We start from the raw sequence: 20064 nt of genomic DNA, 5'->3' as shown, positions 1-20064 counted from the left end.
AGGAGCGGCGTGCCACATTCTCCCTCGTTCTGATGGTGGTTGCACCCCCGAGGCCCTGCGGTGCCTGGTGCCGCGTGGAACGGGAGGGGGGGGGGGGGGGGGGGGGCCCCCCCCCCCCCCCCCGCCGTCGTGTCCCGGGTTACGGGCGCAGCCTCAGCACCTGCGGGTCGTGGTCGCTGATCTGGTCGTGGAACTCCGAGTTGATGTGCACGCTGTCGTAGTCGAAGTCACCGCCGCGGCGGATCGCCGGGCTGATCAGGATCTGGTCCAGGACCTGCTGGTTGCCCTGGTAGTCGTAGGTGTAACGCTCGCTCCTCGGCAGGGACTTGATCGCCGACCACAGCGCGCCGTCGCCCTCCAGGATCCTCGTGGTGCCGGAGAACTCGAAGTCGTTCATGTCGCCGAGCGCGATCACGTCCGCGTTCTTCTGCACGGCCAGGATGTCCTCGACGAACGCGTTCACCGCCGTCGCCTGGGCGTGCCGCTGGATCTCCGAGCTGCGCACCGGGGGCTGGTACTGCGAGGTCAGCGCCTGGTCACCGCCCTTGGAGTTCAGGTGGTTGGCGATCACGAACACGGTCTTGCCGCGGAAGGCGAACTCGCCCACGAGCGGCTTGCGGCTGTTGCTCCAGGCCGCGTTCGCCGGGTCGATCCGGCCCGGCGACACCGTCAGCCGCGCCTTGCCGTGCGCCTTGGCGACCCCGACCGCGGTGGTCGAGTCGCCGCCCGCGCGGTCCGTGAAGGAGACCCGCTCGGGGTTGAACAGGAACACCTGGCGGATGTTGCCGCCGGGCTCGCCGCCGTCCTGGCCGTCGACCGGGTTGACCGAGCGCCAGTCGTAGACCGGGCCGCCCGCCGCGGCGATGGCGTCGATCAGCTTGGTCACGGTCCGGTCCGCGTCGACCGTGCCGTCGTTCGTGGCGCCGTTGTTGTCCTGGATCTCCTCCAGGGACACGATGTCCGGCGACTGGAGGTGGCGCACGATCGCGGCGGCGTGCTGTTCGAAGGTGGTGTCCGACGGGTCGAGGTTCTCCACGTTGTACGTCGCCACCGCCAGCTCGCGGCCCGACTGCTTCCGCGTCGTCTCGCGCTCCAGGCCGCCGCTCTCCAGCGTGCCGAGGCCGCTCGCGACCAGCGTGTAACCGCCGTACTGGTTGAAGTCCAGCGGGCCGGTCGTCGTACCGGAGAGGGTGTCGCCGACGTCCGCCTTCGGGAAGTCGGCGGCGGAGCCCAGCGACTGGATCTGGAGCCGGCCGGTGTTCTGGGAGTCGTAGGAGCCGTAGACCGTGCCGCCGCGGCGGCTGCGGTGCTCCCACGGCTTCACGGTGACCCACAGCTCGCTGTGCGAGTCGGTCGCGGTGACCACGCGGGCGTCGGCGACCCGGACGTTCATGCCCTCCAGGGACTCGTAGTAGTCCAGCGCGTACGCCGACGGGTCCAGGGCGAGGCCGTTGACCGAGCCGCCCGCGGCGGTGTCGCCCGCGGGCGCGTAGGCGTCCGGTACCGCGTCCTCGTCGATCAGGGCCGGCGCCGGGACCGCGTTGCCGGTGGAGACGGTGGTGACCTGCGGCTTGGTGATCTCCGTCAGCGACTGGTTGCCGGAGGAGGCGCCGCCCGGGACGTACTCGGTGACCGTGCCGGTCACCGTCACCGCGTCGCCGACCGCGACCTTCGGCGTGGAGCTGGTGAAGACGAAGACGCCCTCGCTGGTGGCCGGGTCGTCGTCCGGGGCCGCGTCCTGGAGCCAGAAGCCCCGGGAGGAGCCGTAGGTGCGGGTGGCGGTGACGATGCCGGGCACGTCCGTCACCTTCTGCCCGGCGTACGGCGATATCCGGGTCGTGCCCTGGATGTCGTGGACGCGCACCGAGTCGGCGTGCGCGGGGGAGGTGAGGACGACGGCGGACGCCGCGCCGCAGACGGCGGCGACGGTGAGCGCGGCGAGGCGCGCGGAAGACCTGCTCGGCAAGGGATTCCCTCCGGGACGTGCGTGGGCGCCGGGACGAGGACGGAAACGGAGACCGTGTGGGGCGGGTGGCCCTGTGTGACACGCGTAGAGCCGAGTGAACAGTTGTCCCCCCGCTTCTACGCGCGTCAATCTCCTGCCTGGCCCGGGGACTTGTCAAGGTTTCGGCCATGTACGACTCCTTGCGCGGAGATGAACCGGGCGGCATGGGTGGAAATCCGTCTAGGCTGAGCGGCTGAGCCCGTTTCACGGTCCGAGGAGATCCAGCCGATGTCAGACAGCTCCCCCCTGCCGCCCGCGCGGCTGCACCCCGAAGCGGAGCTGGCGCGTGCCGCGCTGTCCACCCCCCTGCTGTCCCGGGCCGCGCGCCTCGCCCGCTGGGCCGGGCCGGACACCCGGGTGGACGCCGGCGGCTCGCTGGCCGAGGAGCAGCTGCCGGCCGCCGCCGGCCTGCTCGGACTGACCGGGGACGACGCCGCCGCCTACGCCGGCGAGGCCTGGCGGGTCGCCGTGGACGCGGGCCTGGTCGAGATCGTGGACGAGGAGGCCGGGACCGTCCGCGCGGGGGAGAGCCTGGCGCTGCTCACGGGCTCCCCGCGCGAGGTGCTCGCGGTGTGGCTCACCGCGCTGGAGACCGTCATCGCCGACGCGGCCGTCCCCGACCTGGACGACCTGGCCGACGCGATGGACGAGAGCGGCAAGGTCGATTTCTCGTCACTCGACTGGGACCCGCGGGCCGAGGCGGACTTCCTGGACGGCGTCCTCGGCAACCTCTATCTGCTGACCGTCGGTGAGGACGGCCCCGACGAGGTCCCCGTCCCGCTGCCCGCCCTCGCCGCGTCGATGCTCGTGCCCGACGGCATGGGCGAGCCCACCAACGACGTCCTGGAACAGGTCTCCGACGCGATGATGCGGCTCGACGACCAGTTCCGCGCGCTGGAGCCGGCCGGGGTCGTGGCCTACCGGCCGGTGGACGAGGCGCTGATGGCCGACGCCGAGGAGGAGTCCGCGGCGCCCGTGGACGAGACCGACGTCTCCCGCTACGGCGTGGTCCGGCTCACCCCGCTCGGCGTGTACGGGCTGCGGGCCCGGCTGCTGGAGGCCGGGTTCGACGCGCCGGCCGTGGGCGACCTGGCCGACAAGGGCGCGGACGCGCTGCTCGACGGCACCGCCCGGTTCGGGCAGTCCGCCGCCCGCGCCGAGACCGAGCAGTGGCTCGCCCGCCGCGAACCCCTCGCCGGCGCCCGGGAGTTGCTGGCGGCGGCGCGCGGCGCGGACGCCGGGGGCCCGCTGCGCCGGCTGCGCTGCCAGCAGGCGCTGTCGCTGGTGGGCGCCGAGGCCGAACCCGCGCTGCGGGAGGTGCTGGACGACCCCGAGCTGGGCGGGCTGGCCCGGGTGTGGCTGAGCGAGCGGGGCGCCGCGGGGGTGCCGGCGCCCTCCCAGGAGCTGGTGTTCTGGCTGACCGTCGACACGCTGGCCGCGCAGCTGGCGGCCGAGGGCAACTCCGAGGAGCTGCGCGCGCTGGTGGAGGGGCTGGCGGCACAGCACGGCGGGTTCTTCGCGGCGGCCTGGCGGGTGGACCACCCCGCGACCGCCGAGGTGCTGGACGCGATGGGCCGGCTGCACCCGGACAAGAAGGTGGCCAAGGAGGCCCGGAAGGCGGCGTTCAAGGCGCGGTCGCAGCACGGGGGGTGAGCGCGCCGGGGGCGTGGTGACGGGCGCGGGCGGCCGGAAGCCGCCGATGCCCGGGGCCGTGGACCGCTGAGGCCCGGGGCGTGGGCCGTCGGTGTACGGGGCACGGGCCGTCGGTGCCCGGGGCCTTGCCGGCCGGGGCCCCGGGCGGCGGCGTGCCCCGGCCCGGCCGGATCCCCGAGGGGGTGGCGGTGCGCGGGGCCCGGACCGGCGTCCGGCCGCGAGGTTCCCCGCGCCCCCGGGCGCTGCCCGCCGTACCGGTTCCGGTCCGGGCGGTCTCTTATACGCGGTCGTGGTCCGGCGCATACGGATTCATGGAACAGGCGCCGCGGTGGTCGTCCGGCGTTCAACTTCCGTTCACGGATGGACGGGAGCGTGGCGCCGAACCGAGGCCCCCCACCCTCCACGACACCGCAACCGTCGTCACAGGAGACACCATGTCGCTCACCCGCAGGGACTTCGCCAGGACATCCGCGCTCACCGGCGCCGGGGTCGCCCTGGCCGGCAGCGTCGGCGCCCTCGCCACCGCGCCGAACGCCCTTGCCGCCACGGAGACCGGGAGCGGCGAAGCCGCCTCGGCGCACGGGGGCCACGACCACCACGGCGTCGGCTACGGCCCGCTGCTCCCCGACCCGGACGGCATCCTCGCCCTGCCGGCCGGCTTCCGCTACGAGATCATCACCTACAGCGGCCGGACCCGCCTGGAGTCCGGCGAGTTCACCCCGTCCAACCACGACGGCACCGCGACCTTCGAGGGCCCGCGCGGCACCACCCTGCTCGTCAACAACCACGAGCTGGCCGGCGCCCGCGCCCAGTGGCCGCACCCGGTGCCGCTCACCGAGGGCCTGGTCTACGACCCGGCCGCGGCCGGCGGTTGCACGGTGGTCGAGGTCCGCCGGGGCGGCGAGGTCGCCGAGTGGGTGGGCATCGCCGGCACCGCCACCAACTGCGCGGGCGGCAGCACCCCCTGGGGAACCTGGCTGACCTGCGAGGAGACCGAGGACAAGGCCGGGAAGAACGGCTTCACCAAGGACCACGGCTATGTCTTCGAGGTCGACCCGGAGGACCGCCGGGCCAACCGCGACCCCAAGCCGGTGAAGGCGTTCGGCCGCTACGCCCACGAGGCCGTCGTCATCGACCCCAAGCACGGCCACGCCTACCTCACCGAGGACGCCTCCGGCCCCAACGGCCTGTTCTACCGCTGGGTCCCGCCGACGGGCTTCCGGCACGGCCGCGGCAGGCTGCGCACCCTCGCGGACGACGCGGGCGTGCTCCAGGCGTTCAAGTGCTTCGACTCCGGCGGCCGGTTCGTGGACGACCTGTCCCGCGCCACCAGGACCGGCACCGTGTACGGCGTGGACTGGGTGGACGTCCCCGACCGGGACGCCCGGACCGTCTCGGTGCGCAAGCAGTTCACCGAGGGCCAGGTCACCCGAGCCCGCAAGCTGGAGGGCATGTGGTGGGCCGACGGCGGCGTCTACGTCGTCTCCTCCTTCGCCCGCCAGGAGAGCCCGGTCCAGCACGACGGCCAGGTCTGGTTCTACGACCCCAAGCGGCGCACCCTCACGCTGAAGGTGCTGCTCGGGGTGAACCCGGACCCGGCCGTCGACGGTGCCTTCGACGGCCCCGACAACATCACCGTCTCCCCCTACGGGGGCCTGGTCATCGCCGAGGACGGCGAGGGCGTCCAGCACCTGTTCGGCGCCACCGAGAGCGGCCGTACCTACCCGATCGCCCGCAACGAGCTGAACATCGGCACCCCCCAGGAGCCGGAGTACAGCGAGTTCACCGGTGTCACCTTCTCGCCCGACGGCCGGACCCTGTTCGCCAACATCCAGACGCCCGGCATCATGCTCGCCATCACCGGTCCCTGGAAGCGGCACCGCCGCTGATCCCCGGGGTTCCCGGCCTTCGGCCCCACCCGGCACGCCGCGGCGGCCCTCGTGCCCGTCGCGGCGCCGGCGTCGGACGGGGCGGCGATCGGCAGGGCCGGTAGGAGGGCGCCGGGGGCTCCCCGAACGCCCGCCTCACGCACGGGGGCTGCGGCGCCGGCCGGTCAGGACCGCGGCCGCCACCAGCAGGGCCGTCAGCGTGAGCAGGGCAGCGGCGGCGAAGGCGTGGGCGGTGCCGTGGGTGAGGACGGCGTCCGGGGAGCCGGTGGCGTGCCGGGTCGCCGTGCCGTACACCGTGACCAGGACGGACAGTCCGACGGTGCCGCCCAGCCACTGGAGGGTCTGGAGCAGGCCGGAGGCGGCGCCGGCCTGCCGCGGGGTGACGGCGGACAGGATCGTCGCGTTGAGCGGCATGAAACTGAGGCCCATGCCCAGGCCGATCAGGGCCAGCGGGCCGAGCAGTCCGGTCGCGTAGCCGTCCCCGGGCCCCAGCAGGGCCAGCCAGCCGGTGCCGAGCGTGGCCAGGGACAGGCCGGACAGCAGCACCGGCCTGGTGCCGAACTTGGCGATCAGCCGGGGCACCAGCCGTACGGTCGTGAACATCACCAGGGTCAGCGGCAGGAAGGCGAACCCCGCGCGGAGCGGGCTGTAGCGCAGCACCTGCTGGGCGAACAGGGTGAGGAAGTAGAACGCGCCGAACATGCCCGCGGGCAGGAGCAGGATGCTCGCGTACCCGCCGGCCCGGTCCCGGTCGGCGAACAGGGACAGCGGCAGCACGGGCTGGTCCGCCCGGGACTCCAGCAGCAGGAAGCCGGTGAGCAGGACGGCCGCGGCGGCGAAGCCGGCCAGCGCCCCGGGGTCGCTCCAGCCGCCCTCCGACACCCGGATGAACGCGTACACCAGCGAGGTCGTGCCGGCCGTTGCGGTGAGCGCGCCCGGCAGGTCGAACCGGCCCGCGTGGCGCCCGGTCTCGGGGACGAAGCGGGGCAGGGCGAGGGCCAGCGCCAGGCCGAGGGGGACGTTGACCAGCAGCGCCCAGCGCCAGGACGCCCACGAGGTGAGCATCCCGCCGAGGACCAGGCCGACGGAGCCGCCGATGCCGGCCATGGAGGAGTAGACGCTCAGCGCGCGGTGCCGGGGCGGGCCGTCGGGGAAACTCGTGGTGATCAGGGCCAGGGTGCTCGGCGCGATCAGGGCGGCGCCGGCGCCCTGGAGCGCGCGGGCGGCCAGCAGCCACCCGCTGTCGGTGGCGAGGCCGCCGAGCAGGGACGACAGTGCGAACAGCAGGACACCGGCGGTCAGGGTGCGGCGGCGGCCGAGGAGGTCGCCGACCCGTCCGCCGAGCAGCAGCAGGCCGCCGAACGCGAGGGTGTAGGCGTTGAGCACCCAGGACAGGGCGGTGGGACTGAAGCCGAGGCCCCGCCGGATGTCCGGCAGCGCGACGTTGACGACGGTGGAGTCGACGCCGACCATCAGGTAGGCGGTGACGATGACGAGGAGGGTGGTGGCGAGCCGCGCGGGTGGCGCGGGGGCCGGTGCCGAGGCGGTGGTGGAGGACGATGCCGACGTGGACGGGGTGGACGGGGTGGACATGCGGTCTCCCGGTCTGGGGTCCCCGGGCGCGCGGCTTCACGCGGGCAGGGGTGAGCTGCCCACGGAGTACTGCGGCGATAAGCGGGGACTGTCTCCGTTTGGTGCTCGATAAGATACGGAGACGGTCCCCGGTTGGCAAGGAGTGAGTGGATGACGCAGGTCAGGCCCATGCGCGCGGACGCTCGGCGCAACTACGAGCGGTTGCTGAAGGTGGCGGCACAGGCCTTCGCCGAGCATGGAGAGAACGCGTCACTCGACGACATCGCCAAGCGGGCGGGGGTGGGCTCGGGCACGCTCTACCGGCATTTCCCGACCCGGCAGGCGCTGTTGGAGGCGGCGTACGTGGACCGGATCGAGGCGCTCGGGGCGCGGGCCGACGAGCTGGCGAAGCGGCTGCCCGCGGGGGAGGCGCTCGCGGAGTGGCTGTACGAGCTGGCCGTCGGCACGATCCAGGTGCGCGGGATGAAGGCGCTGCTCGGCTCCGCGGTGACGGACGGCGGGGCGGCGGCGCTGACGACGTGCGGGAACGTGGTGAAGGGAGCCGTGGCGCGGTTGGTGCTGGCGGCGCAGGCGGAGGGGGCGCTGCGGGGGGACGTGGAGCCGATCGAGGTGCTGCGGCTGGCGCACGGGATCGCGTCGGCGGCGGAGCTGGCGGGGGCGGGGGAAGAGGAGATCCGCCGCTATCTGCGTCTGCTGGGCGAGGGGTTGCGGGGCGGCGGGGACTGACCGGCCGAGGGTGCTCGCCGGTGCGGGCGGGCCGGCGAGCACCCTTCCGGACCGGGGGCCCGGGGCGGGGACGGGTTCCGCCCCGGGGGTGTGCCGGTGTGCTTACAGGGCCTTCGCCGCCGGGTCGACCATGTTGCGTACCGTGCGGGCCTTGACGAAGTCGCCCATCGCCGTCATGTCCCATTCGCCGGAGAACTGGCGGATGAGCTTGGCCATCATGACGCCCGTGCGGGGCTCCGCGGCGGTGAGGTCGAAGCGGACCAGTTCCTCGCCCGTGGCCGCGTCGATCAGGCGGCAGTACGCCTTGGCGACCTCCGTGAACTTCTGGCCGGAGAAGGAGTTCACGGTGAAGACCAGTCCGGTGACCTCCTGGGGCAGCCGGCCGAGGTCGACCGTGATGACCTCGTCGTCGCCCCCGCCCTCGCCGGTCAGATTGTCACCGGAGTGCCGGATCGCGCCGTTGAGGATCACCAGGTTGCCGAAGTAGCAGCTGTCGATGTGGTTGCGCTGCGGGCCGTAGGCGATGACCGAGGCGTCGAGGTCGATGTCCCTGCCCCGGAACGCCGGTTCCCAGCCGAGGCCCATCCGCACCTGCGACAGCATCGGCCGGCCGCCCTTGACCAGGGACACCGTCTGGTTCTTCTGGAGGCTGACCCGGCCCTTGTCCAGGTTGATCTTCCCGGCGCCCGGCACCGGGGCGGGCGGCGGGGCCGCCGGCTGCGGCGGCGTCACCGGCCGCGGCGGGGCCTGGGGAGCCGCGGGGGCCGCCGCAGCCGGGGTGGCGGCGGCCGGTTCCTCCACCGTCACTCCGAAGTCGGTCGCGATGCCCGCGAGCCCGTCGGCGTACCCCTGGCCGACCGCCCGCGCCTTCCACTGGCCGCCCCGGCGGTAGATCTCCACGATCACCAGCGCGGTCTCGGTGCCGAGCCGCGGCGGGGTGAACGTCGCCAGCACGGCCCCGCCGTCCGCGTCCCGGATCGTGGCCGTCGGCTCGATGCCCTGGAAGGTCTGGCCGGCCGCGTCCGGGCTGGCCGTGACGACGATCTTCTCGATCTGCGGCGGGACGGCGGCGGTGTCCACCGTGACCGCGTCCGGGGCCGTGCCGCCGCCCGAGCGGTAGGTCACGCCGGGGCCGCTGGGCTGGTTGTAGAAGATGAAGTCGTCGTCGGAACGCACCTTGCCGTCGCCGGTGAGCAGCAGGCCCGACACGTCGAGCCGCACCGGGGCGGACACGTCCACCGTCACGCGCGCGGTCGGCAGAGGGATGTTCGAGCCTGGGGTCATAGCTGTCATGCCGGGTGAACGAACGACACCGCTTTACCGTTCCCTTACCGGACCGAACCCACCGGACGGACTACGGCACCACCACGATCTTCCGCCCCACGCCCGCCGCGAACTGCTCCAGCGCCTGCGGGTAGCGCTCCAGCGGGACGCGGTCGCTGATGAACACCTCCGGGTCCAGCACCCCGTTCGCGAACAGCTCCGCCGCCCGCTCGAAGCTGTGCAGCACGGCCATGGAACCGGTGATCGTGATCTCCTGGTTGTAGATCCGGTACGGGTCGATGGTCACGCGGGTCGCGTAGTCCGCCACGCCGAACTGGAGGAACGTGCCCGCCTTCGCCACCCGGTCCAGGCCGTCCTGGATCGCCGCCGCGTTGCCGGTCGCGTCCACGACCACGTCCCAGCCCCGCGGCCGCTCCAGCTCGTCCGCGCTGCCCGCCGCGGCCGACACGCCGAGCCGGCGGGCGGTCTCCAGGCGGGCCGGGTTCACGTCGACCACGTCCACGCTCGCCGCGCCGGTCCGCTTGGCCAGCTCCAGCATCATCAGGCCCATCGTCCCGGAGCCGTAGATCAGCACGTGCGCGCCGAGGCGGGCGCGGAGCACGTCGTAGCCGCGTACCGCGCAGGACAGCGGCTCCACCAGCGCCGCGTCCTCGGTGCGCACGTGCTCGGGCAGCCGCACGCAGTTCGCGACGGGCGCCACGGCGTACCGGGCCGCGCCGCCCGCCGTCGTCACGCCGATCGCCGCCCAGCGCTCGCAGAGGTTGTTGTGGCCCGTTCGGCAGTAGCGGCACTCGTGGCAGTACAGGGACGGGTCGACCGCGACCCGGTCGCCGACCGCCACCTCCGTGACCCGGGTGCCGACCCCGACCACCTCGCCGGCGAACTCGTGTCCCGGCACGATCGGCAGCTTCGGCGCGAACTCGCCCCGGAGGATGTGCAGGTCCGTGCCGCACAGGCCGCAGGCGGCGACCTCGACGACGACCTCGCGGGGTCCCGGCGTCGGGTCGGGCACCTCGGTGACGACGGCGCGGCCCACGGACTCGATGACGGCGGCCTTCATTTCACGGCTCCCAACGACAGGCCCTGGACCAGCTTGTCCTGGGCGGCGAACCCCGCGGCGAGCACCGGCAGGGAGATGACGAGCGACGCGGCGCACACCTTGGCCAGGAACAGGCCCTGGCTGGTGATGAAGCCGGTCAGGAAGACGGGGGCGGTCTCGGCGACCACGCCCGTCAGGACCCGGGCGAAGAGCAGTTCGTTCCAGCTGAAGATGAAGCAGATCAGGGCCGTGGCGGCGATGCCGGGCAGGGCGATCGGGGCCACCACGCGGGTGAGGACGACCGGGAGGCGGGCGCCGTCCACCCGGGCCGCCTCGATGACCGCGACCGGCACCTCGGCGAGGAAGGACTGCATCATCCACACCGCGATCGGCAGGTTCATCGAGGTGTAGAGGACGACCAGCAGCCAGATGTTGTCGAGCAGGCCGGTGTTCCTGGCGAAGAGGTAGACGGGCAGCAGGCCCGCCACGGCCGGCAGCATCTTCGTCGACAGGAAGAAGAACAGCACGTCCGTCCACTTGCGCACCGGCCGGATCGACAGCGCGTAGGCGGCCGGGAGGGCGAGCAGCAGGACGAGGAGCGTGGAGGCGACCGAGGCCACCGCGGAGTTGGCCAGCGCGGGCCAGGGGCTCGCCCCGCCGCCGCTGCCGAAGAACTCGCGGTAGCCGTCCAGGGTCAGGGCGGCGGTGAAGGACGGCGGGTTCGTCGCCGCGTCCGTCTCCGAGTGCAGGGACGTCAGCGCCATCCAGGCGATGGGCAGGAAGAACACGATCCCGGCGAACCAGGCCAGCAGGCCCGGCCCGTGGCGGCGTACGGCCCTCATGCGCGGGACACCTCCTCGCGGAACAGGGACGACACCACGCGCAGCGCGAACGTGGCGATGACGAGGGAACCGATGACGACGAGGACGCCCGCGGCGGAGGCGAGGCCGTTCTCGTGGGCCTGGTAGAAGCTCTGGTACACGGTGTAGGGCAGGTTCGCGGTGCCCAGGCCGCCGGAGGTGATCGTGAACACCGCGTCGAAGTTCTGCACGATGTAGACCGAGCCCAGCAGGGCGCCGAGTTCGAGGTAGCGGCGCAGGTGCGGCAGCGTGAGGTGGACGAAGATCTGCCAGTCGCCCGCGCCGTCCACCCGGGCCGCCTCGACCTGCTGCTGGTCCCGGCTCTGCAGCCCGGCCAGCAGGATCAGCATCATGAACGGCGTCCACTGCCACACCAGGGAGGCCTCCACGGCGAGCAGCGGGGTGCGGGACACCCAGTCCGGCTGCGGGCCGCCCACAGCGTGCGACAACCCGTTCAGGAGGCCGTATTCCGGGTTGTAGAGCACGTGCTTCCAGAGCAGGGCCGCGGCCACCGGCACCACCAGGAACGGCGCGATGAGCAGGGTGCGCACGATGCCCCGGCCGCGGAACCTCCGGTCCAGCAGCAGCGCCAGCGCCAGTCCGAGGACCAGGCTGGCCAGCACCACCGCCGCGGTGAGCAGCACGGTCGTCCACACCGAGTGGCGCAGGTCCGCGTCGGTCAGGACCTGGCGGTAGTTGTCCAGGCCGGTGAAGCGGCGGGCCTTCGGGTAGAGGGCGTTCCAGTCGAAGAAGGAGATCACCAGCGTGGCCACGAACGGCAGCTGGGTCACGGCGATCAGGAAGACGAGGGCGGGCAGCAGCGGGGCCCGGGTGGCCCAGGCGCGCAGCCGGGCGGGGGGCCGGTGCGCGGCGCGTGCCGGGGTGCGGGTCAGGGGTGCGGTCGTCGCGGTCATCGTCCCTCGTACTCCTCGGAGATCCGTTCGGCGAGCCGCTGGGACTTGCGCAGGGCCGAGGCGACGGACTGGCGTCCGGCGATGGCCGCGCTGATCTCCTGGGAGACCTTGGTGCCCAGATCGGTGAACTCGGGGATGCCGACGAACTGGATGCCGGGCGCGGGGCGCGGCTGGACGCCGGGGTCGTTCGGGCGGCTGCTCTCGATGGCCTTCCTGGTCATCTCCTGGAAGGCGGCGGCGGACGCGCGGTAGTCGGCGTCGGCGTACGTCGAAGCCCGTTTGCCCGCGGGCACGTTCGCCCAGCCGCTGGTCTCGCCGACCAGCCGTTCGTAGCCCTTGCCGGACGCCCAGGACACGAACCTCCACGCCTTGTCCGGGTTGCGGGAGGCGCGCTGGATGCCCCAGGCCCAGGTGTAGAGCCAGCCGGAGGACTCGGTGCGCTCCACGGGCGCGGGGGCGTAGCCGAGCCGGCCGCGCACCGGGGAGCCCTTCGCCTCCAGCAGGCCGGCCGCGGAGGTGGCGTCGTACCACATGGCGGTCTTGCCCTGGGTCATGTTGTTCAGGCACTCGGCGAAGCCGGACTGGGCGGCGCCGGACTCGCCGTGCCGGCGCACCAGGCCGACGTAGAACTTGGTCGCCTTCTCGAAGGCGGGGGAGTCGAGCCGGGCCGTCCAGTCCTTGTCGAACCACGTGCCACCGAAGGTGTTCACGACGGTGGTGAGCGGTGCCATCAGCTCGCCCCAGCCGGGCAGTCCGCGCAGGCAGATGCCCCGCATGCCGGGCCGGGCGCCGTCCGTCTTCGCGGCCAGCTCGGCGACCTGCCGCCAGGTGGGGCGGGCGGGCATCCTCAGGCCCTTCTCGGCGAACACGTCCTTGCGGTACACGAGGAAGGACGACTCGCCGTAGAAGGGCTGTCCGTAGAGCTTGCCGTCGGTGCCGGTGAGGGCCTCGCGCATGGGCCGCAGGATGTCCGGTTCGTCGTACGCCGGGTCCTTCGCCACGTACCGGTCCATGGCGTGCAGCCAGCCGTTGCGGGCGTAGATCGGTATCTCGTAGTTGGACAGGGTGGCCACGTCGTACTGGCCGGCCTGGTTGGCGAAGTCCTGGCTGATCTTGTCGCGGACGTCGTTCTCCGGCAGGACCGTGAAGTTCACCCTGATGCCGGTGTCCCGGGTGAAGTGGGCGGCGGTCAGCTTCTGCAACTCGGTCATCTGCGGGTTGTTGACCATCAGGACGTTGATGGCGTCGCCGCCGGAACCGGACCCGCCCGCACCGGCCCAGCAGCCGGACAGCAGCGGGGCGAGCAGCGTCCCGGCGGCGGCCGCGGCGAGCGCGGCTCGCGGCCTCGGTCGGCTCGGGGTGCGCATGGATCGCTCCTGGATATAAGGGGAGATAAGGGGTGTATGAGGGTGTGCCGCGGCCCCGGACGGGGGGCGGGCCGGGTGGTCAGACGCGGATGACCTGGGGGCCCAGCAGGGAGTAGCGGTGGGCCTCGGCGGACGGCAGGAGGGTGCTGGTCACGATCGCCTCCAGCGCGCCGACCTCCGCGAACCGGCAGAAGCTGACCGCGCCGAATTTGCTGTGCACGCCCACGAAGACCGTACGGCGGGCCGCCCGCACGGCCTGCGCCTTCACCTCGCTGACCGCGGGGTCGGGGGTGGTCAGGCCGTACTCGCGGGATATGCCGTTGGCCCCGATGTAGGCGAGGTCGATCACGAAGCCGGCCAGCATCTTCGTCGTCCAGTGGTCGACGGTGGCCAGCGTGCCCGGGCGGACCCGGCCGCCGAGCAGCAGCACGGACACGTGGTCGGCCTCCGCGAGGGCGCCCGCGACCGGCAGGGAGGCGGTGACGACGGTCAGCGGGCGGTCCCGGGGCAGCGCCTCGGCGATGAGCCGGGGGGTGAAGCCCTCGTCGACGAAGACCGTCTCGGCCTCTCCGAGCAGCCCGGCCGCCGCGGCGGCGATCCGGCGCTTCTCGGGCACCCGGCTGGTGGCGCGGAAGGCCAGCGTCGTCTCGAATCCGGCGCTCTCCACCGGATAGGCGCCGCCGTGGGTGCGGCGGACCAGGCCGTGGTCCTCCAGTGCCCGCAGATCGCGCCGGATGGTCTCCTTGGCCACGCCCAGTTCGGCGGCGAGGGCGGTGACGTCCACCGAGCCGGCGGCGCGCGCGACGCGCACGATCTCCCGTCGGCGTGCCTCCGCGGTCCAGGCGTCCATGTCGTCACCCGCTTCCCTGGGGAATCGCCCGTTCGGGCCCATGGGGGAAGTTCTACCGTCGGCGACCGGCGCTGACCAGGTCTGTCGCGGGCCCGATCCTGCCCGTTCGGGCCCGTTTCGCGGGGGGCGCGCCCGCGGCGGACCTGCGCGGCCGTCCGCGGCGGGGTGGGTTCGGGCAGGGCGGGTGCCCGGATGCGGCGGCGGGCGGGCCCGTTCGGTGCCCGCCCGCGCGCGTGGACGTCCGTTTCCGGCCGCCGGGCGGTCACCCGGGAGCCGGCCGGGGTTCAGTAGGGCCAGATCGGCGGGTCGTTCACGAAGTGGCCGCCCAGGTGGGCGTGGGCCGGGTTCGCCGGGTCGAGTTCGCCCTGCTCCGCGATGAGCTTGCGCGCGTACGGCTCGGAGTCGTCCCGCGGTTCGTAGCCGAGCGCCCGCGCGCTGCCCAGGTCCCACCACAGGCGGGTGTTGGCGGAGGAGCCGTAGACCACCGTGTGGCCGACCCCCTCGGCGGTCAGGGCCGCGTGGAAGAGACGGGCGCCGTCGGCCGGGCTCATCCACACCGAGAGCATGCGCACGCTGGTGGGCTCGGGGAAGCAGGAGCCGATGCGCACGGACACGGTCTCCAGGCCGTGCTTGTCCCAGTAGAACTGGGCCAGGTCCTCGCCGAAGGACTTCGACAGGCCGTAGAAGGTGTCCGGGCGGTGCGGGGTGTCGACCGGGATCGGCGGCTCGCCCGCCCGGGGGGCCGGGGTGAAGCCGACGGCGTGGTTGGAGGAGGCGAAGACGATCCGCCGCACGCCCTCCTCGCGCGCGGCCTCGTACAGGTTGTAGGTGCCCTCGATGTTCGACTTCAGGATCTTCTCGAAGGGCGCCTCCAGGGAGATGCCCGCGAGGTGCAGGACGGCGTCCACGCCCCGCACCGCCTCGCGCAGCGCGTCCTTGTCGGCGAGGTCGGCGGTGACGGCGTCCGGTTCGCCCTCGACGGGCCGGACGTCGAACAGGCGCAGCGTGTGGCCGTACTCCGGCAGCAGGGACCGCATCAGGGTGCCGAGCCCGCCGGCGGCGCCGGTGAGCAGGACGGTGCGGGGAGCGGGCATCCTTCGATCTCCTTGGGGTCCGAGAGCCGGTGTCCTCGACGGTCGCATGTGCGGACGGAGTTCACATTCGTGGACACGCTAGGGAGGGGTGCCGCGCCCCGTCAAGTGTGCCCCGCCAGGGGGAAATCCGCTGCTCCGTTGCGCGTTCTCCGGCTTGACCCGCCGCAATTGCGGCCCTTAGCGTGAGGCTGTTCAGAAATATAGACACTGGTCAGAAGCATGCACCGTCAGGGAGCGCCTGTGACGCCAGCCCCTCTCGCCGCCCGGCTCCGCGATCCGCGCGGGCCGCTCTTCTTCCCCGTCACGGCCTACGGCCCCGACGGCTCACTCGACCTCGACGTCTACCGCACCCATGTGCGCCGGGGCGTCGAGGCCGGAGCCGCCGCCGTCTTCGCCGCATGCGGCACCGGGGAGTTCCACGCGCTGCTGCCGGAGGAGTTCGAGGCCTGCGTCCGCGCGGCCGTCGAGGCCGCCGACGGGCGCGTCCCGGTCGTCGCGGGCGCCGGATACGGCACCGCCCTCGCCGTCCGCTACGCCCGCCTCGCCGAGCGCGCGGGCGCCGACGGCCTCCTCGCCATGCCGCCCTACCTCGTGCTCGCCGGCCAGGAGGGCCTGCTGCGGCACTACCGGGAGGTCGCCGCGGCCACCGCCCTGCCCGTCGTCGTCTACCAGCGCGACAACGCGGTCTTCACCCCGGAGACCGTCGTCGCGCTCGCCCGCACCGACGGCGTCATCGGCCTCAAGGACGGCCTCGGCGACCTCGACCTGATGCAGCGCGTCGTCAGCGCCGTCCGCACCGAGGTCCCCGGCGACTTCCTGTACTTCAACGGCCTGCCCACCGCCGAGCAGACCCAGCTCGCCTACCGCGCGCTCGGCATCACCCTGTACTCCTCCGCGGTGTTCTGCTTCGCGCCGGAGATCGCCCTCGCCTTCCACCGCGCCCTGCGCACCGGCGACCTGCCCCTCGCCCACCGCCTGCTGGACGGCTTCTACGGCCCGTTCGCCGACCTGCGCGCCCACGGCCGCGGCTACGCCGTGTCCCTGGTCAAGGCGGGCGTACGGCTGCGCGGCCTGGACGTCGGCGAGGTCCGGCCCCCGCTGCACGAACCGGCCGGGGACCACGTCGGACGACTCGCCCGGCTGATCGAGCGCGGGCAGGCGCTGCTGGGGGAGGACGCGTGAGGGCCTCGGCGTTCGTCTACCCCTGGGACGTCAACGGCGACCCGGAGGCGCCCGCGCGCATCGCCGGGCTCGGCGTCGGGCAGGTCACCCTCGCCGCCGCCTACCACTCCACCCGCGCGCTGACCCCGCGCCACCCCCGGCACCGGGTCGTCACCGCCGAGTACGCGGCCGTCCTCTACCCGCCCGGCGACCGCTGGGCGGGCAGGGGCCTGCGCCCCTACCCGGCCGGCCGCTGGGCCCCCGGCAACGCCTACGCCGAGGCCGCCGGGGCCCTGGCCGCGGCCGGCCTGGAGGTGCACACCTGGGTCGTCCTCGCCCACAACTCCCGCATGGGCGCCGAACACCCCGACACCTCCGTGGTCAACGCCTACGGCGACCGCTACCCGTGGGCGCCCTGCATCGCCCAGCCCGGCACCCGCGCGTACCTGACCGACCTGGCCGCCGAGGCCGCCGTACGCCCCGGCGCGCGCGGCACCGAACTGGAGTCCCTCGGCTGGTACGGGCTCCAGCACCTGCACGCCCACGACAAGACCGCCGGCGTGGCCCTCGGGGAGGCCGGGCAGTACCTGATGTCCCTGTGCTTCTGCCCGTCCTGCCGGGACGGCTACGGCGAGGCGGGCCTGGACGCCGACGCGCTGGCCGCCGCGGTGCGCGGGGCGCTCGAACCGCTGTGGCGGGGCGCGGCCGACGACACCGGCTGGCCGGCGGTGGAGAAGCTGCTCGGCGAGGAGACGGCGGCGGCCACGCGCGCGTGGCGGGACACCACCGCCCGCACCCTCCAGGAGGAGGCCGTCGCCGCCGTACGCGCCGCCGCGCCCCGGGGCTTCCGGGTGCTGCTGCACGCCGACCCGGTCTCCTACCACTGCGGGGCGAACGCGGGCGTCGACCCCGCCCACATCCTGTCCGTGGCCGACGGCGTCGTGGTGCCCTGCACCGGCGGTACGGCCCTGCTGGCGCCGTTCGCCGCCGCGGCCCGGGAGGGGACGGTACTGGCCGCCAACCTCACCGTCGTCGGCGGCATGGGCGGCAGCCCCGGCACGCTCGCGGCGGACGCGGCCCGCGCACGGGCCGAGGGCGCGACCGAACTGCGGCTGTACCACGCCGGACTGGCGTCGGACGAGGACCTCGCGGCGGTGCGGGCGGGACTTTCGGCTCTCTGAGGGCGGGGCGGGGGCGTTCGCAAGGCCCCCACCCCCGCCCTCCGGCGCAACGGTGTCAGTGCGTCAGAACCCCTTGACCCGCCACTCCTGCGAGTCGTTGCCGGTCTTCGACCACAGGGTCAGATAGGTGCCGTCGTTCAGCGAGTCCCCCTTGGGCGTGACGGCCTTGCCGAGGCGGTTGGTCACGGCACCCCCGTCCTGCTTGAACAGCTGCGACGCGTTGCCGTTGCAGGTCCACAGGGTCAGTACGGCGCCGTTGGTGTCCTCCGCGTCGGCCTGCGGGGTCAGGCACTTGCCGCTCGCCTTGTGGACGAGGCGGCCGTCCTGGAAGGCCCACCGCTGGCTCTCGGACCCGATGCAGTGCCAGACCGTGACGATGGTTCCGTTGGCGGTGTCGTCGCCCTTGGGCGTGGCACACGTGAAGCCGGGCTTGGTGAAGTTGGACATCCACCCCCAGCCGTCGACCGCCGCCCCGGCGGACGGGTTGATGGAGAACACCACGCGCTTGGGACCGACCCCATACGGGGGGTCCTTGTCCGCGAGGGCTTCGTTGAGGCCCCACAGACGCCCGGCGTTCGGGTCCCAGGAAAGACTCTCGGTCAGCCCCGGCGCCTGCGTGAGCACGTGCGTCGTCTCGCCCTCCGCCGCCACGTGGATGCACGAGTAGCCCGAGTGCCAGGACGACGGGCAATCGCCGCTCAGGTAGAAGCGCGTGCCGTCGGTGGCGGCGCCCTGCACGTTGAGGACCGGGTCGGCGTAGTAACCGCGGGAGGACGAGGTCACCTTGGCGGGGAGCTGGGTGCCCAGCTGCGCCAGCGGCCAGCGCACGATGCGCGCCCCGGTGTTCGTGCCGATGTTCTCCACGGAGACCAGGCTGGACGTCGACCGGTCGACGCTCAGGCTGCTCAGGCACAGCACGCTTTTGGTCGGGCCGCAGGTCCGCACGCCCGCGCCGAACGGCTGGGGGTCGGTGTCGGTGACGGCGCCCGGCTTGGTGGTGTAGCGGGCCAGCAGCGGCAGGGCCCACCTGTGCCAGTGGGCGGAGGTGCGCCCTCCGACCAGTCCGGTGTAGCCACCGCCCGCATCGCTCGTGTCGTTCATGCTCCACAGGTGGCTGAGGTCGTACACCTGCAGTTCCACGCCGTTGGCCACGAAGAGCCGGTTGCCGTACCAGGCGATCCCGTCGGCGTGCGACTTGTAGGACAGGTCCTTGAAGTTGCCCTGCACCGGTTCCACCAGCGCCACGTGCCCGTACGTCACCTGGTCACCGGTCGACTGGGTGATCGAGATCCGGGTGTACTGCTCGTTCGGGGTACCGGAATCGTACTTGCCGTAATACCACGAGGCGATGTACAGGTGCCGGCCCTGGTACAGGCCGTCCGCGTAGGCGTCGTGCGAGCCGGTGAACCCCTGCGGCATCCAGCCGCCATCCCCGACGTCGTACCTGGAAGTGTCGTCGCCGCGGTCCCAGCAGAAGCCGTCGTAGGCCAGCGCGCCGTTGAGCCCGGTGCCGTGGCACAAGTGGGCGATGCCGGTGTGTGAGCCCAGGACGTCGGTGACGGCCGCCTTCGCGACACCGGCCGACTCCGCCGACTCGATCAGGGCCTTCTTGTCACCGTCGACGCGCGTCAGGGTGAAGTCGGCGTCGAAGGACGCCAACTGGGAGGCCGCCTGGGCGGGCTGCGCGGGAAGCAGCAGGCCGGCGGCCAGGGCCGCGCCGGCCGCGGGGGCCAGGACACGCCGTAGGTGTTCGAACAATCGTTTCACGGCGGGTAAGTCAACCATGCCCCGGCCGGGGAGCCCCGGCGTTTCGGCCGGGCCCCGGTGCCCCCGGCGGCCCCGTCAGTCCAGGATCGTGGCGAGGCCCCGGCGGCGGAGGTCGGCCAGCGCGTCGCGCATGGCCTCGATCTGCTCGGGGGAGTGGCCGGCCCAGTCCCTCAGTTCCGACACGACGCGCACGGGCTCGCGCGTGCGGTAGGAACGGGTGGGGTTGCCGGGGAGCTTCTTGTCGGTGACGTTGGGGTCGTCCTCCAGGGCACCGGTCGGCTCCACCACGTAGATCCGGCCGGGCCCCTCGCCGGCCGCCAGTTCGGCGCCCCAGGCGGCGGCGTCCAGCGTCTCGGAGACGTAGACGTGACGCGACGTGCGCCCCTCCTCGTAGTTGGACGCGTGACCGGGGGTCAGCACGTCCCCCGGAGCGAGGTCCGCCTTCGTCCCGTGCAGATAGGTCCCCGCCTCGTACGCCTGGAAGGGGACAGGGGTGCTGGTCATGGGCTGCTCCTCCGGCCTGGGCTTGGGAGGACAGGGAATCACGGCGGCTGCCGGAACCGCCCGCACGGTGCGCGGTCCGCTTCCCGCTCCCGTGAAACGGAATCCCCGTCACCGCAACTACCTCTGCCAGAAGCATTGACGGGATTCGCGGCCACTCCTACCTTCAACGCGTCGTAC

General features: G+C 73.2%; 16 protein-coding genes. 5 read left to right on the top strand and 11 right to left on the bottom strand.

The genetic code is table 11. The features are described 5' to 3' along the window. Positions 1-139 precede the first annotated feature (139 nt). Positions 140-1966, bottom strand: coding sequence for an endonuclease/exonuclease/phosphatase family protein (locus ACZ63H_RS18485; RefSeq protein WP_469866234.1), 1827 nt, complete (start codon positions 1964-1966; stop codon positions 140-142). A 267-nt stretch (positions 1967-2233) separates the two neighbouring features. Between ACZ63H_RS18485 and ACZ63H_RS18480 the strand changes: the two genes are divergently transcribed. Then, positions 2234-3658 (top strand): hypothetical protein, encoded by a 1425-nt coding sequence (locus ACZ63H_RS18480; RefSeq protein WP_469866232.1) that lies wholly within the window; start codon positions 2234-2236, stop codon positions 3656-3658. A gap of 434 nt (positions 3659-4092) precedes the next feature. After that, the gene (locus tag ACZ63H_RS18475) at positions 4093-5547 is read left to right on the top strand and encodes an alkaline phosphatase PhoX (protein WP_469866230.1); all 1455 of its coding nucleotides are present in this window, start codon (positions 4093-4095) and stop codon (positions 5545-5547) included. Between the two features lie 135 nt (positions 5548-5682). Here the strand turns inward: ACZ63H_RS18475 and ACZ63H_RS18470 are convergent, their stop codons facing one another. Further along, positions 5683-7140: an MFS transporter gene (locus tag ACZ63H_RS18470; RefSeq protein ID WP_469866228.1), complete on the bottom strand. Its 1458-nt coding sequence runs from the start codon at positions 7138-7140 to the stop codon at positions 5683-5685. Positions 7141-7290: 150 nt separating this feature from the next. Between ACZ63H_RS18470 and ACZ63H_RS18465 the strand changes: the two genes are divergently transcribed. Further along, complete coding sequence (locus ACZ63H_RS18465) at positions 7291-7866, top strand: TetR/AcrR family transcriptional regulator (RefSeq protein WP_469866226.1); 576 nt, start codon at positions 7291-7293, stop codon at positions 7864-7866. 102 nt (positions 7867-7968) lie between these two features. On the opposite strand, the gene ACZ63H_RS18460 is transcribed toward ACZ63H_RS18465, so the two are convergent. From ACZ63H_RS18460 to ACZ63H_RS18430, 7 genes are all read right to left on the bottom strand, one after another. Continuing rightward, the gene (locus ACZ63H_RS18460; protein ID WP_469866224.1) at positions 7969-9150 is read right to left on the bottom strand and encodes a TerD family protein; all 1182 of its coding nucleotides are present in this window, start codon (positions 9148-9150) and stop codon (positions 7969-7971) included. Positions 9151-9220: 70 nt separating this feature from the next. Further along, entirely contained in the window at positions 9221-10210 is a 990-nt protein-coding gene (locus ACZ63H_RS18455; protein ID WP_469866222.1) for a zinc-dependent alcohol dehydrogenase family protein, read from the bottom strand. Continuing rightward, a complete protein-coding gene (locus ACZ63H_RS18450; RefSeq protein ID WP_469866220.1) occupies positions 10207-11031 on the bottom strand; it encodes a carbohydrate ABC transporter permease in 825 nt (274 codons plus the stop codon). The genes ACZ63H_RS18455 and ACZ63H_RS18450 overlap by 4 nt, the downstream gene beginning before the upstream one ends. Further along, a complete protein-coding gene (locus ACZ63H_RS18445; protein ID WP_469866218.1) occupies positions 11028-11963 on the bottom strand; it encodes a carbohydrate ABC transporter permease in 936 nt (311 codons plus the stop codon). Before ACZ63H_RS18445 ends, ACZ63H_RS18450 begins: the two co-directional genes overlap by 4 nt. Then, complete coding sequence (locus ACZ63H_RS18440) at positions 11960-13330, bottom strand: ABC transporter substrate-binding protein (protein WP_469866216.1); 1371 nt, start codon at positions 13328-13330, stop codon at positions 11960-11962. Before ACZ63H_RS18440 ends, ACZ63H_RS18445 begins: the two co-directional genes overlap by 4 nt. A gap of 79 nt (positions 13331-13409) precedes the next feature. Beyond that, positions 13410-14180 (bottom strand): DeoR/GlpR family DNA-binding transcription regulator, encoded by a 771-nt coding sequence (locus tag ACZ63H_RS18435; protein ID WP_469866214.1) that lies wholly within the window; start codon positions 14178-14180, stop codon positions 13410-13412. Between the two features lie 284 nt (positions 14181-14464). Continuing rightward, positions 14465-15274, bottom strand: a complete 810-nt coding sequence (locus ACZ63H_RS18430; protein ID WP_469866212.1) for an NAD-dependent epimerase/dehydratase family protein — start codon at positions 15272-15274, stop codon at positions 14465-14467. 240 nt (positions 15275-15514) lie between these two features. Here ACZ63H_RS18430 and ACZ63H_RS18425 point away from each other — a divergent pair, with 240 nt between their 5' ends. Beyond that, positions 15515-16456: a 5-dehydro-4-deoxyglucarate dehydratase gene (locus ACZ63H_RS18425; RefSeq protein ID WP_469866210.1), complete on the top strand. Its 942-nt coding sequence runs from the start codon at positions 15515-15517 to the stop codon at positions 16454-16456. Then, on the top strand, positions 16453-17616 hold the full coding sequence (locus tag ACZ63H_RS18420) for a hypothetical protein (RefSeq protein ID WP_469866208.1): 1164 nt from the start codon (positions 16453-16455) through the stop codon (positions 17614-17616). Before ACZ63H_RS18425 ends, ACZ63H_RS18420 begins: the two co-directional genes overlap by 4 nt. A gap of 63 nt (positions 17617-17679) precedes the next feature. On the opposite strand, the gene ACZ63H_RS18415 is transcribed toward ACZ63H_RS18420, so the two are convergent. Together ACZ63H_RS18415 and arr are read right to left on the bottom strand one after the other, a co-directional pair. Then, positions 17680-19383 (bottom strand): RICIN domain-containing protein, encoded by a 1704-nt coding sequence (locus tag ACZ63H_RS18415; RefSeq protein WP_469866206.1) that lies wholly within the window; start codon positions 19381-19383, stop codon positions 17680-17682. Between the two features lie 75 nt (positions 19384-19458). Further along, positions 19459-19887: an NAD(+)--rifampin ADP-ribosyltransferase gene (gene arr / locus ACZ63H_RS18410; protein WP_469866204.1), complete on the bottom strand. Its 429-nt coding sequence runs from the start codon at positions 19885-19887 to the stop codon at positions 19459-19461. Positions 19888-20064 lie beyond the last annotated feature (177 nt).

This window comes from Streptomyces sp. NPDC104831 (assembly GCF_055583025.1).
This window is presented reverse-complemented; position numbering and strand designations above follow the sequence as displayed.